At 67.4% G+C, this 12,050-nt stretch carries 12 protein-coding genes and 4 pseudogenes; 9 read left to right on the top strand and 7 right to left on the bottom strand.

Going from position 1 to position 12,050, the window contains the following annotated elements:
• Nucleotides 1-119: 119 nt before the first annotated feature.
• Nucleotides 120-457 (bottom strand): annotated as a pseudogene (locus OHA17_RS01115) (MerR family transcriptional regulator).
• Nucleotides 458-587: 130 nt separating this feature from the next.
• Here OHA17_RS01115 and OHA17_RS01110 point away from each other — a divergent pair.
• A complete protein-coding gene (locus tag OHA17_RS01110) occupies nucleotides 588-1,511 on the top strand; it encodes an alpha/beta hydrolase (protein ID WP_406503162.1) in 924 nt (307 codons plus the stop codon).
• Nucleotides 1,512-2,053: 542 nt separating this feature from the next.
• Here OHA17_RS01110 and OHA17_RS01105 read toward each other — a convergent pair.
• The gene (locus OHA17_RS01105; RefSeq protein ID WP_406503160.1) at nucleotides 2,054-2,182 is read right to left on the bottom strand and encodes a hypothetical protein; all 129 of its coding nucleotides are present in this window, start codon (nucleotides 2,180-2,182) and stop codon (nucleotides 2,054-2,056) included.
• A gap of 106 nt (nucleotides 2,183-2,288) precedes the next feature.
• Here OHA17_RS01105 and OHA17_RS01100 point away from each other — a divergent pair.
• A pseudogene (locus OHA17_RS01100) lies at nucleotides 2,289-2,678 on the top strand (Mu transposase C-terminal domain-containing protein); the annotation flags it as partial.
• 64 nt (nucleotides 2,679-2,742) lie between these two features.
• Complete coding sequence (locus OHA17_RS01095) at nucleotides 2,743-3,198, top strand: hypothetical protein (RefSeq protein ID WP_406503158.1); 456 nt, start codon at nucleotides 2,743-2,745, stop codon at nucleotides 3,196-3,198.
• 416 nt (nucleotides 3,199-3,614) lie between these two features.
• On the opposite strand, the gene OHA17_RS01090 is transcribed toward OHA17_RS01095, so the two are convergent.
• On the bottom strand, nucleotides 3,615-4,541 hold the full coding sequence (locus OHA17_RS01090; RefSeq protein WP_406503156.1) for a LysR family transcriptional regulator: 927 nt from the start codon (nucleotides 4,539-4,541) through the stop codon (nucleotides 3,615-3,617).
• Between the two features lie 71 nt (nucleotides 4,542-4,612).
• On the opposite strand from OHA17_RS01090, the gene OHA17_RS01085 reads away from it, so the two are divergent.
• Together OHA17_RS01085 and OHA17_RS01080 are read left to right on the top strand one after the other, a co-directional pair.
• Nucleotides 4,613-5,377, top strand: a complete 765-nt coding sequence (locus tag OHA17_RS01085) for an SDR family oxidoreductase (protein ID WP_406503154.1) — start codon at nucleotides 4,613-4,615, stop codon at nucleotides 5,375-5,377.
• Nucleotides 5,378-5,550: 173 nt separating this feature from the next.
• Nucleotides 5,551-5,988: pseudogene (locus tag OHA17_RS01080) on the top strand (GNAT family N-acetyltransferase); the annotation flags it as partial.
• A 123-nt stretch (nucleotides 5,989-6,111) separates the two neighbouring features.
• On the opposite strand, the gene OHA17_RS01075 reads toward OHA17_RS01080, so the two are convergent.
• Nucleotides 6,112-6,666: a CGNR zinc finger domain-containing protein gene (locus OHA17_RS01075; RefSeq protein ID WP_406503152.1), complete on the bottom strand. Its 555-nt coding sequence runs from the start codon at nucleotides 6,664-6,666 to the stop codon at nucleotides 6,112-6,114.
• A 118-nt stretch (nucleotides 6,667-6,784) separates the two neighbouring features.
• Here OHA17_RS01075 and OHA17_RS01070 point away from each other — a divergent pair, with 118 nt between their 5' ends.
• Nucleotides 6,785-7,648, top strand: a complete 864-nt coding sequence (locus OHA17_RS01070) for an NAD(P)-dependent oxidoreductase (protein ID WP_406503150.1) — start codon at nucleotides 6,785-6,787, stop codon at nucleotides 7,646-7,648.
• A 367-nt stretch (nucleotides 7,649-8,015) separates the two neighbouring features.
• Nucleotides 8,016-8,489 (top strand): hypothetical protein, encoded by a 474-nt coding sequence (locus tag OHA17_RS01065; protein WP_406503148.1) that lies wholly within the window; start codon nucleotides 8,016-8,018, stop codon nucleotides 8,487-8,489.
• Here the strand turns inward: OHA17_RS01065 and OHA17_RS01060 are convergent.
• Nucleotides 8,405-8,842, bottom strand: a pseudogene (locus OHA17_RS01060) (transposase family protein); the annotation flags it as partial. The gene OHA17_RS01065 and the pseudogene OHA17_RS01060 sit on opposite strands and share 85 nt — an antisense overlap.
• Nucleotides 8,843-8,993: 151 nt before the next feature.
• Nucleotides 8,994-9,518 (bottom strand): hypothetical protein, encoded by a 525-nt coding sequence (locus OHA17_RS01055; protein WP_406503146.1) that lies wholly within the window; start codon nucleotides 9,516-9,518, stop codon nucleotides 8,994-8,996.
• A gap of 267 nt (nucleotides 9,519-9,785) precedes the next feature.
• Between OHA17_RS01055 and OHA17_RS01050 the strand changes: the two genes are divergently transcribed.
• Together OHA17_RS01050 and OHA17_RS01045 are read left to right on the top strand one after the other, a co-directional pair.
• Nucleotides 9,786-10,694, top strand: coding sequence for an ISL3 family transposase (locus OHA17_RS01050; RefSeq protein WP_406503144.1), 909 nt, complete (start codon nucleotides 9,786-9,788; stop codon nucleotides 10,692-10,694).
• Between the two features lie 14 nt (nucleotides 10,695-10,708).
• Entirely contained in the window at nucleotides 10,709-11,389 is a 681-nt protein-coding gene (locus tag OHA17_RS01045; protein WP_406503142.1) for a transposase, read from the top strand.
• Nucleotides 11,390-11,418: 29 nt separating this feature from the next.
• Here the strand turns inward: OHA17_RS01045 and OHA17_RS01040 are convergent, their stop codons facing one another.
• Complete coding sequence (locus OHA17_RS01040) at nucleotides 11,419-11,871, bottom strand: GNAT family N-acetyltransferase (RefSeq protein WP_406503140.1); 453 nt, start codon at nucleotides 11,869-11,871, stop codon at nucleotides 11,419-11,421.
• Nucleotides 11,872-12,050: the final 179 nt, after the last annotated feature.

The following is a 12,050-nucleotide window of genomic DNA, read 5'->3' as shown; positions in this document are numbered from 1 at the left end:
TGCGCCGCGCGCCGCTCGGCGCGGTCGGTGTCCTTGCCGAGCCCGCCGGGGCGGCGGCAGTTGGTCAGCCACTGCCCGACCGGCTTGTCCAGCGCGGCGGCGTACCCGAGGCATGACAGCTACTGACCTATCGCACAGACCCCAGTCAGACAGGCGATCCGTCCTGTCAGCTGGTCATGTTCGTGCTCCAGGGTGGCAATCATCTCGGGTGTCACGTCGGGGAAGTAGATGGCCCGCGGCTGGTCGAGGCAGTGGAGGATCTGCCGGATGATCCGGGTGGGCAGCCCGGCCCGGCATCGAGTAGCCCGCGGATCTGCACGACGCGGTCCACATGGCCTTCGTCGTATTCGCGGTAGCCGTAGCCGGAACGTCCTGGGGTGAGCAATTGCTGCTCCTCGTAATAGCGCAGCAGGCGGCGGGTCGTGCCGGTGCGGTCTGTCAGCTCTCTGATGCGCATGCGAGCGAACGTGCCCCGGCAGAGTTGCTCGTCAGTTTGACCTTGACATTGATGTGAGTGTCTGAGACTCGGCGGTGTTCGTCGGCAGCCGGCACCAAGCCGCTGCCCACCTGTTCATAGGGAGGACCGCATGGTCTCGATCGATGTTTCCGGCTTCTACAAGGAGTGGGCAGCCCGCAGTGGTGACGTCATCGACGCGGCCGAGGGGGCGGGGCCCGGCTCTCTCGACGCTCTCCGGCTCGCCTACCGTGCGTTCTTCCAGGACAGCCTTCCTGCGCCGGACGGAGTGGCGTTCCACGCCGTGGACGCGGGCGGGGTCGCTGCCGAGCGTGTGACCACGGCCGGTGCGGTCGAAGGCCGGTACCTGGTCTACCTCCACGGGGGCGCCTACATCGTGGGTGATCCGCAGGGGTACCGCGGGCTGGTCGGCCACTTCGTCCGGCGTCTACGCGCGCATGCACTGGTGCCGGACTACCGGCTGGCGCCCGAGGCGCTCTTTCCGGCCGCAGTCGAGGACTCCGTGACCGCCTACCGCTGGCTGCTGGAGCAGGGTACGGACCCGGCGAATGTGGTGTTCGCCGGTGACTCAGCCGGTGGCGCGCTGGCGGTCAGCGCCCTGGTCGAGGCCCGCGGACAGGGCCTTCCGATGCCGGCCGCCGCGATCGTCATCTCGCCCTGGGCCAACCTGGAACACACGGGGGCCACGATGTTCTCCCTCGACGGCGTTGACCCGTCCGTAGGCCGGCAGGGGCTGCGCCGGGCTGCGGATGTCGTCCTCGGCCGGGCTCCGGCGAACAGCCCGCTGGCCTCTCCGGTCTTCGCCGACACCCGCGGGCTGCCCCCGGTATTGATCCAGATCGGGGGCCACGAGGTGATGCTCAGCGATGCCCTCCGGCTCGCCGCCAAACTGGCCGAGGACTCCGTGCCCGTCCGCCTGGAGGTCGCCCCGGAGATGGGGCACGTGTGGCATCTCCTCGTCGGTCATTTCCCCGCCGCGGACAAGGCGGTTTCTGACGGCGTGGCCTTCGCCTTGGAGCACCTGTCCGTGCGGTGAGAGTGAGGATGTCTGGTGGCGGGCCCGGCGGGTCAGCGTTCTCGGCTGTGTCGTCCTGGTGGGGTTGAGTGGGTGGCTTTGTCGGCGCGGACGGTGTGGCGGTGGCTTGAGGGCGGCCGTGAGGGCCGTCCGGGGCCGGTCGAGCGGGAGCGGTTCAGGGTCACAAACGAGTTGCATGCGCGGTTGGCGTTGTGGGGTGGGAACGCGGCTGCGGTGCACAGGGAGTTGGTGGCGGAGGCCGAGCGGGCGCGTGCGCGGGGGCAGCACGTTGAGGAGGTGCCGTCGTTGGCGACGTTGCACCGGGCGATCCGTCTGGATCTGAGTGTGGGGCAGCGTGCGGCTCTTGCGGGCGGGGAGCGGGCGCGGCGTCTGCACGATGTGCATCTGCGGCGGCCGCGGGAGTGGCGGAATGCATGTTGGGAGGCTGATCACAAGCATCTGCCGGTCGAGGTGGTCCTGGACGGGGTATTGGTGTGTCCGTGGGTGACGTGGTTCATCGACTGCGCGACGAACGCGGTCACGGGGGCTGCGGTGACGCCGCATCAGCCGTCGCGGGACGCGATCCTGGCTGCCTTGCGGATCGCGTTGTCGCGGGGAGGGGCGTACGGGCCGCTCGGGGGTCTGCCGTCGCTGGTGAGGATCGACCAGGGCGCGGATTTCCTGTCGGACACGGTCGGGGCGGCACTGGGTGCGTTCGCTGTGCCCGTGCAGCAGCTCCCGCCGTACCGACCGGAGTTGAAGGGAACGGTGGAGAACCTGAACCGGTGTGTGGTGCGGATGTTCTGTGCTGCGCTGCCGCGTTACCGGCACGCTCCGAGTGCGACGCCCAGGCCGCGGCGGGCGGACCGTGATCCGGGTGAGGCGCTGCCGTTCACGGTGTTCGTCGAGCTGCTGCTGGACTGGGTGCATCAGTGGAACACCGCTCACGTGTCCCAGCCGTTGGGCGACCGCACGCCGCTGGATGCGTGGCAGGACGATCCGACACTGGTCGAGGACGTGGATGCGGGGGTGTTGTGGGCGTTCACGCTGGAGGACGACGGCCGGGTATGCACGCTCACTGCGAGCGGGGTGCGGTGGCGTAACCGGTATTACGTGGGGGAGTGGATGCACGGGCTGGGCCGCATGCGGGTGCGTGTGCGGTTCGTTCCGCATCACGACCACGAGATCGAGGTGTTCGACGCGGTCACGGGCACGAATCTGGGGGCGGCTTTCCTGGCGGATGCCGCGACCGGTGAGCAGCGCCTGGCGCTGCGCCGGGCCAAGGACGGCGAGCGGCGCCGTCACGGTGCGGCCGCGCCTGGCGGCGCGGATCGCGAATCGGCGGGCGGCGAACTGGACACTGGAGAACGCGCCCTGGACACCGGCGAAGGCAGCCCGGCACGTTGTGGGGAAGCTCGCCGAGTGGGGCTACCGCGTCGACGCCGACAAGGAAGCGGGCATTACCGCGGTGACCGTTCTGCTGGCTCGGGCCGCCCTGTCGGACGGCGGCAGCCGGATCAGCCTGCACCTTGCCGACCAGGACCACCAGGCCCTCATCCTGGTCCTGTCTCACCAGGCCGGTCTCGCGCCCGTGGGCGAGGATCTGCTGCGTGAGGTGACCGCGCTGGGAGTTGTCTCCTGTGGTGCCGATACCGATCAGAAGGACGGCGGCCGCCGACGCTGGGCCCTGATCAACCTCGGCGATTGATCTGGTGTCATGCTGATGCAGCATCTGGTGACCCTCTGGTGCGAATCTGGGTGTGGGTGTCGTTGGTTCTGTATGGGGTGTCACTGTGTTGGGTCGGTGTTGGCCTGGGTGGTTGCGGTTGTTGGTGTCGTCGGCATTGCGTGATCATGGTGTCGTTGTGGTGACGATGGTGTGGGCAGGGTGGTGCAGATTCCTGAGCGGGCGGGAGTGTACGCCGACCGTTGATCCTTCTTGTCTGGTTCCTTGAACTCCCGTTTGTGTCTTGGTGGTTGGCGGATTGTTGTGTGTGGGTGTACGGCCGCACGTTAGGGGGCCGGTATGGCCCGGATGGATCAGGCCGGTGGTAGTAGGGGTGGTTCGGGGCAGGACGTCTTCGGTGGCGGGGCGGCGCCGCGGACTTCTGAACCTGGGCTGGATCAGCGGCACTCCGCGCAGACGTCCCCCGGACCGCCTTGCCGCCGTACCGTCTCCACCGCCGTCTCGGCGAAGGCGCGGATGCGGTGCGTGTCCGCTGCGGCCTGCCACACCAGGCCGTACTCCAGCGGGGGAGCGTCGTCGAAAGGGACGTAGGCGATATTGGGCCGGGCGTAGTACCTGACCTCGTGCGCGGCGGTCGGATGTACTCCTCGCCCGGCTCCGACCAGGGCGAGGAGCTCCTGCCGGGTCGCCGCCCGCTCACCGCGCTCGATGGGACGGCCCGCCGGAGTCGTGGGCGGCAGGAGATGGTCGAGCCAGTAGTCCGGTACGGGCCCCGAGAGACTGAGTACCTTGTCCCCGGCGAGGTCGTCGACCCGGACGGAGGGCCTCTTCGCGAAGGGGTGCCGGGTGGAGACGGCCAGCACGCGGGTATCGGAGACCAGTACGGGGCCGGTGGCCAGATCGGGTTCGACGACGGGGAACTGGGCGAGCAGCAGGTCGAGTTCGCCCGAGCGCAGCAGGCCGAAAGGGTCGCAGAGCGGGGTCTCGTGCAGCAGGACGTCACCGGCCGTCGGGTACCGCTCGCGGTATGCGGAGGCGGCGAACAGCACGAGCTCACCGGCGAGCGGACTGCTGAACCCGACGCGCAGCGGCTCGCCCAGACCGCGTCCCGCGGCAACCGCCCGCTGGACGCCGTCCCTGATCAGCTCGTAGCCGGAGCGTATGTCGTCCGCGAGGCGGCGCCCGATCAATGTCAACTCCACGCGCCTGCTGGTCCGTTCAAAGAGCGCCGCGCCTATACGCCGCTCCAGTTGCTTGATGGTCTGGCTGACCCGGGCCTGCGATACGTGCAGGCGTTGTGCGGTGCGGCCGAAGTGCAGCTCCTCGGTGAGGGCCAGGAAGATCTCGACGTCGCGGCGTTCCATAACTGTCAGGTTATCGACCGTTGCGCGACCGGCTGTTGTTCGGGGTCCACTGGACGATCAAGGATGGGGACATGAACACCGACATGAACGCGGCTGTGAACGCCGACTTGAACGCCGCCGCCAAGCCCCTGGCTGTCATCACCGGAGCCAGCTCGGGAATTGGCGCCGCCACCGCCCGGACTCTCTCCGCGCTCGGCCATCCCCTTCTCCTGCTGGCGCGCAGGGTGGAGCGGATCGAGGCGCTCGGTCTCCCCGACGCCCTCGCCCGCTCCGTCGACGTGACCGACGCCAAGGGGATGGCCGCCGCCTTGGCGGAGGCCGAGGCGCTGTACGGCCCCGCCGACCTGATCGTCAACAATGCGGGCGTGATGCTGCTGGGAGAGGTGGCCAGGCAGTCGGCCGACGAGTGGGAGCGGATGTTCGACGTCAATGTGCGGGGGCTGCTGAACGGGATACGGGTGGTCCTGCCCGGGATGATCGAGCGCGGGCGGGGCACGGTGATCAACGTCAGTTCGGTCGCGGGCCGCAGGACCTATGCCAACCACACGGTGTACAGCGGCAGCAAGTTCGCCGTGCACGGCATCTCCGAGAGCCTCCGCGAAGAGGTCGCCGGCCACGGGGTCCGCGTCGTCACCATCGCCCCGGGGGCCGTCGAGACCGAACTGCTCTCGCACACCACCGACGAGGCGGTGAAGGCCGACTACCAGGCCTTCAAGGACTCCACCGAGGTGCTCGCCCCCGAAGACGTGGCGACGGCCATCGGCTACGCGTACCAGCAGCCGCAGCGCGTCACCCTGCGCGAGCTGGTCCTCGCGGCCACCGCACAAGTGGCCTGAGATGCCACCAGGCTCACCACGGATATGGCTGAGTCTGTCTTCACACGCTGAAGTTGGACGCCATCGCGTCGTACGTGCAGTCGGTCTGCCGAATGATGTGACCGTCGAGCAAAGGGTCATTCGGCAATGACCCCTATGTTCTGGCCTGCATTCAGCAGCCGGCCGGGAGACTCGACGATCTCGCCCCAACGTTTGCCGCCTCACGCCGCGCCATGGACGACATGCCCATGGAAGACACCGACTACGGCACCGTGGCCTGGGACGTGGAACGGGTCCGGGCCACGGCCCAGGCCGTCGAACGAAGCGATGACCAGCCGCACACCGTCGTCGCCGTCGACACCTCCAACAGCTCGATCGCCGGATTCACAGAACTCGTCATTCCCGGCAACGGCACAGGCGATGGCCAGCACTACGGCACCGGCGTGCTGCCCGAGCACCGTGGACACGGCCTCGGCCGGTGGATGAAAGCCGAGTCGATCCGACAGGCCCATGGGCACTATCCGGACTCCGGCGGCCTCCTGACCGGCACCGCCGACAGCAACACGCACATGAGACACATCAACGACAGTCTCGGCTACACACCCACGCACACGACACGCCAGCTCGACCTTTGGCGGTCAACGGACAGGCCGGCCTTGGACATCAACCTGCCCGGCCCATCGGCGCTTTCGATACACGCCCGAGCTGTTGCGGGTCATGACGTTGTTGACGGGTTTGATCGCGGCGCTGTTGGGTCAGCTCGCGGCGAGCCGTGACTTCTTGACCCTGTTGCCGCAGGTGTTCATGGAGCACCAACGGCGGTTGGCTCCGCGGCTGGTGTCGAGATAGAGCCCCGCGCATCCGGGGCCTTGGCAGTTCTTGATGCGGCTGCGGTCGGGGCCCCCGAGGATGTGGATGGCGTCTGCGGCCACGACGCCGAGGGCGTCACCGACAGGGGTCGTGTCCGTCAGGTGCCATTCTGCGTGTTCGTGTCCCAGTGCTGCCTTCGCGTGCCCGGCGGCAGCGACCGTGTTGAGCGTGTGGACGTCGTTTGAGTCTGGCTGTTCACCTGCGGCGATCGCCGACCCGATGCGGTAGATCGCCTCGCGCAGGTCGGCGGCGTCCTCCAGGTCGGTCGGCGACACGTCTGGGACGTCGAGCCCTGTGGCCTGCAGCCACATCTTCAGTCGTGCGGGGCCGGTCAGCCGCTCTCTAGGCTCCATGCCGGCTCTGTTGCTGACGGTGGCAGTGAATCGGAACGCCAGGACCTCGTTGTCCATCCGGAACACACGCCGTACGTCCTCGGTCATTTTCAACTCCGCAGTGAGCAACAACACCTATCGAACCGCTTTAGACGGTTCAAAGTGATGGTAGCTCCATGGCACTCTTGATCTGTCTTAGACGGTTCAACGGAAGGGTGTGCTCCGCATGAGCAGCATCGCGGTCATCGGTCTGGGAGCGATGGGGAGACCCATCGCACACAACCTCTTGAAGGCCGGCCACGACGTCGTGGTGTGGAACCGCTCCGACGCACCTGCGGAGCAGCTCGTTGCAACGGGTGCCCGTCGTGCCGCCTCGGTCGCAGAGGCCATGCACGCGCCGGTGGTCTTCTCGGTCCTGTCCGATGACCGCGCCGTCGCCGAGACGTTCATCGACTCCGGTGTCCTCTCCCAGACCCCGGCCGGGACTGTTCACGTCAACCTCGCCACGGTGAGTGCCGGCCTGGCTCGCCGGGTCGGCGCAGCGCACGCCGAGTTTGGTGTCGGGTACGTCGCGGCACCGGTCTTCGGCCGTGTCCCGGTCGCCGAAGCCGGAGCACTCAACATCCTTGCGGCCGGTGAGGACAGGCAGATCAACCGCGCGCAGCCGTTCTTCGATGTGATCGGCTCGCGGACGTGGCGACTCGGTGACCGCCCGGAGCAGGCCAACATCGTGAAGATCCTCGGGAACTATCTGATCGCCTGCGCAATTCAGTCACTGGGCGAGGCCGTCAGCCTCGCGGAAGGCGCCGAGGTCGACTCCGGGCAGTTCGTCGAACTGATGACCTCGACACTCTTCCCGGGAGCCGTCTACGCAGGCTATGGGTCGATGATTGCCGAACGGCGCTACCAGCCGGCCGGGTTCACCACAGTCCTGGGCCGCAAGGACCTCCAGCTCGCGCTGGATGCGGCGACCGACCACGACATTCCGCTCCCGATCGGTCAGCTGCTGCGGGCTGTCTTCGATCAGGCCATCGCCGACGGTCACGGGGCGGACGACTGGGCGGTCGTCGCGGAACAGCAACCGCGGTGACCACCGACGGCCGATGGCCGTGAGCGCGGCCCGGATCGCGCCAGGAGACAGCGTCGCGCTGACGTTGGCTGACGCGCATCCACGGCGTCGGGCAGGTCCTGGCCGCCGAAGCGATCGAGGCCGTGCTTGCACAGGGACACATCATCCCGACCGGCCTCACCTTCGCCCGCTCACCCTTCGCGGGCGTGCCTGTCGCACTCGGCCTGCAAGCCAACCACTGAGCCGGCAACCGCCCAGCGCCCGCGGCCCGTTGGACTGAACGAGCGAACGCACAGGGCCCCGGCAGACGGCAGTCCGGTTCGGCCGGCATCCGACTGGCCCACCGCGACCTCGGAGATGGCCGGGGTGGGCTCGTAGGCTGTGGACGGTGACTTACGACATCATGTTCCTGCGGGTTCTTCCGGGCCGTACCTTCGACGAGACCCTGGAGGAGATCAATTCCGCGTACGACCCGGACGCAGACCTCAGGCCCATGACTGTGACCGGTGACGAGCGTGGCGTTTGGGACAGGCTCGTACAGCGGATATCGCGGGAGGTGGGGCCGGTCACCACCGAGGAGTACCCCTACAGCCTGACCCTGTGGCGTGACGGGCCTGCCGGTCATCTGCAGCTGGACTACTCGGGGGACTCGGCCTACATCGAGATCCCCTACCGCTACCCGGGACAACAAGCACTGCCGATCATGGCGGAGGCGTATCGGATCGCGCGGATGGTCGAGGAGAAGAGCGGCCTCGAAGGCTACGACTACGAGGTCGATCAGCCCGTCCGGACCGGCGATGTCGACGCAGCGGCGGCCAGGCTCGGCGGCGTTGCCCGTTGGGCGCAGGAGAACCTCACCTGACCGGTGAGATGCCCCACCCATGACCTCGTGGAGAGGCGAACGTCGCCTGATGTGACTCCAGCCATTGAGAAGCCGTCATCGTGATTTTCGCTGGTCAGCGGGTCTGGCGTGATGTTGTGGTGGGGTCCTTGTGCTGGTCGGGAGGGAGGTCGTTGGCGCGAGATCGTCCGTCTTCGCTGGACTTCGGTGTTCGCCAGGACGAGTAGGGCTCGCAGGAGAGTGGTTGCGTGACGTGTGTTCATGCGGAGCTTGGTCAGGATCCGCCAGGTCTTGAGGTTCGCGAAGCCGTGCTCGACTGCGGCGCGTTCGCGGCTGAGCAGGCGGTTCGCTTCCTTCTCGGCCGCGGTCAGCTTGTGGTTTCGGGTGGCTTTGCGGCCAGATCAAGCGGCAGTTCAACGGCCGTGCCGGATTCGAATTGCTCCGCAAGTTGATCCTGCTTCAGTGACCTGCCATGACCACACCTCCAGGCGAGTTGCCTCAGCACCCGCTGCCCGACGCCACTCGTCAGACGTCCGGCCCGACTGTGGGGTGCGCGACCAATGCACGGGCCGCGATCTGTAGTTGTGCTTCCCATGCCACCTCGTCGAGCCCCAGTGTGTACTCGATGCAGCACGCGCACGGCGGGAGGAGCGCCACGAATGCTTGCTCCTCAGCGCCCTCGACCTCTATCTCCAACCACTCTTCTGATGCCAACTCAGCGAGGCTCGTCTCGCCGGCGACAAACCGCGTCGCCAGCCTGCGCAACGCGAACCGCCTGGCCAAGCGGCGCTCGGGCAAGACGATCCCCAACTCGGCGAGAGCCTGCTCGAATGTGGCCCGAATGTCCCGGGGGTCGGCCTGGCGCGATAGACCGGCGAGCTCACACAGGGCGGGAGTGTCCATCCCGACTGCGAGCGCCTGGGCAGCGGCCATCGGCAAGTCTTCCGGACGCACCTGATTCGCCTGATACAGCCACGCTGCCACTTCCAGGGGCGGAAAGACGCCCTGTTCAGGGCTGGAAGGTTCGGATGTGTTTCCTATCGCTGCCACGGTTCACACAATGCCAGCACCTCTCACGAGAGCGCCCGGAATATTGACTGCCCCAGGTAACGCTCCGCGGCCGCTCCCCAAGATCTGTGCCAGAGCCCGAAAGAAGGCTCTGGCAGCGATCACGGGGAGCCGTCACGGGCGGTGAAGAGCCTGTTCGATTCCGGTCCATGCGCCGGGGTGCGCCTTGCAGGAAGACGCGGTGTCTGACGCTCCATCACGTTCAGGTGGTGTGGGCTGAACCGCCCCGTCGGCGTCGACGCCCAGGGCATGGACCTTGACGAAATCTCCTGGCAGGAAATGCTGTTCGAGGGCTTCGGGGTAACGGTCACCGCTGCGGTGCACAGCGCGTACGGACTGTCGGTGCGGCTCAGCAGCCAAAGCCGCGACGGCTCATGTCCAGCCTGTGGCCGGGCGTCGTCACGTGTACATGACCGATACGAGCGCCGACTGCAGGATCTCCCGCTCGCCGGGCACGCCGTGTGGATCCTGATGTCGGTACGCCGCTTCATATGTGCTGAGCCCGTCTGCTCCCAGCGCACATTCGCCGAGCAGGTACTGGGGCTGACCAGCCCATACGCCCGGTGCACCGATCGCCTCGGCGCCCTGCTGGACCGGATCGCGCTTGCGTTGGCCGGCCGCGCCGGAGCCCGGATTGCTCAGGCTCTGGGGTTAACGGTGGGGCGGATGGGACTGTTGAACCGGATCCGGGCGATGCCCGACCCCGCCTACGACACCCCGCGCATCCTCGGTGTCGACGACTTCGCTACGAAGCGCGGCCACTCGTACGCCACAGTGATCACGGACGGTGAACGGCACCGGCCTATCGAGGTGCTGCCCGGGCGCGAGGCGGCGCCGTTGGCCGCATGGCTGACCGCTCACCCTGGGGTGGAGGCGATCTGCCGGGACCGCGCCGGAGCCTACGCCGAAGGCGCCACGCTCGGCGCCCCCAACGCCCGGCAGATCGCAGACCGGTTCCATTTATGGCAGAACCTCGGCCAGGCGGTCGAGAAGTGCGTCGCCGCCCACCGTGATCAGCTGCGCGCCGTCGTCTTTCCTCCGGGCGAGGAAGGTGCCGTGCTGGAGATCGGTGGCATGATTGAGGAAGATCTGGTGCGGGACATGTTGCCAACCGGGCGCCGGGCCGAGCGCATCATGCCCTGGTCCAGGGCCTGTTGAATGAGGGGATGGGCTTGCGCGCCATCGCCCGGCACCTGGGCTGGGGTCGGCACACCGTCCAGCGATACGCTCGCGCGGCCCAGTGGCAGCACACCGTCGCCGGCCGTGGCTCCCGCACCAGCCGTCTCGACGTGCACCAGCCCTACCTGCAGCGACGAATCGATGAGACCAACGGCGCCATCTCCATCAAGGAGTTACGCGAGGAACTCGCCGATCAAGGCCGACTGGTGCCCTACACCAGCCTCCGCGACTGGGCCCGCAGCCGCCTGCAGTGGCCTACTGCCCCTGCCTGGCCCCCGGCGCCGCCGGGCGTCCGCCAAGTCACCGGCTGGCTCACCCGCCGCCCGTCCACGCTCGACGAGGACGAGCACCGGCAGCTCAAGGCAGTGCTGGGCGCCTGCCCCGAACTGGCCGCCGCGCACCAACTCGTCCGCGACTTTGGTGACATGCTCACCCAGCAGACCGGTGTCCTACTCTCCGCGTGGATCGAGGACGCCGTCGAGGTGGATCTGCCCGGTCTGACCGGCTTCGCCCGCGGCCTCACCAGCGACTTCGACGCCGTCACTGCCGGGCTCACCCTCCGCTGGAGCTCGGGCGGCACCGAGGGCGCCGTGAACCGCATCAAAAAGATCAAGAGGCAGCTCTACGGCCGGGCCGGATTCGAACTACTCCGCAAGATGATCCTGCTCCAGTAAACACTCCCCAACTCCTCAAGATCCTTTGCTTATGGAACTGTATCGCGCAGGTCGGGGCGGTTCCTTGGCAGTCCGAAGCCTGCCATCTCCTTTTCCTCGTAGGACAGGAATCCCAGGCTCCGGTAGAACGCGTGATTGCGCTTGCCCTCTGGTGACGACTCGTGGTCCGTGGACAGGAGGAAGAACCGGCAGTGGGAGTAGCGCCGCATCAGGTGCTCGACCAGAGCCCGGCCAACCCCCTGCCTGTGGTTCGCCGGATTGACCACGACGTCCTGGACGTAACAGATGTGTTCGTCGTCGGAGATGGTCCGAGCCAGTCCGAGGAGCGTTCCCGATCCGTCTCGTGCCGTGATGACGAGGTGAGAGTTCACAAGACCGCGACAGAGCTTGTCTACGTCACTGGTGTAGCCCTCCCAGCCGACCGAGTCGTAGAGGTTGAGCATCTCCGCAGGATCGAAAACGCCCTCTTCCGCTATGAACATGTCGATCCCCTATGCGCTGGTGCCACTTCTCACCGTCAACTCGACACCACACACTTCGGGCACGTCAAGATCGATTACTGCCGGACCCGGCCGCCTCTCGCTGGCTCCCCGGCTCGTGGACGGGTACCGGGGAGACGGACAGGACACGCGGCGGTCTCATGAAACCCTCGCAATCGAAC

Source organism: Streptomyces sp. NBC_00212 (assembly GCF_045206365.1).
Taxonomy (GTDB): domain Bacteria; phylum Actinomycetota; class Actinomycetes; order Streptomycetales; family Streptomycetaceae; genus Streptomyces.
The sequence above is the reverse complement of the archived record's forward strand: the minus strand, read 5'-3'. Positions and strand labels throughout refer to the sequence as shown.

What these genes read in the sequence shown, in the direction of transcription:
- OHA17_RS01040 (WP_406503140.1), bottom strand. Translation starts at nt 11,871, where the DNA reads ATGTTCATAGCGGAAGAGGGCGTTTTCGATCCTGCGGAGATGCTCAAC.
- OHA17_RS01050 (WP_406503144.1), top strand. Translation starts at nt 9,786, where the DNA reads ATGGACCTTGACGAAATCTCCTGGCAGGAAATGCTGTTCGAGGGCTTC.
- OHA17_RS01090 (WP_406503156.1), bottom strand. Translation starts at nt 4,541, where the DNA reads ATGGAACGCCGCGACGTCGAGATCTTCCTGGCCCTCACCGAGGAGCTG.
- OHA17_RS01075 (WP_406503152.1), bottom strand. Translation starts at nt 6,666, where the DNA reads ATGACCGAGGACGTACGGCGTGTGTTCCGGATGGACAACGAGGTCCTG.
- OHA17_RS01110 (WP_406503162.1), top strand. Translation starts at nt 588, where the DNA reads ATGGTCTCGATCGATGTTTCCGGCTTCTACAAGGAGTGGGCAGCCCGC.
- OHA17_RS01085 (WP_406503154.1), top strand. Translation starts at nt 4,613, where the DNA reads ATGAACACCGACATGAACGCGGCTGTGAACGCCGACTTGAACGCCGCC.
- OHA17_RS01070 (WP_406503150.1), top strand. Translation starts at nt 6,785, where the DNA reads ATGAGCAGCATCGCGGTCATCGGTCTGGGAGCGATGGGGAGACCCATC.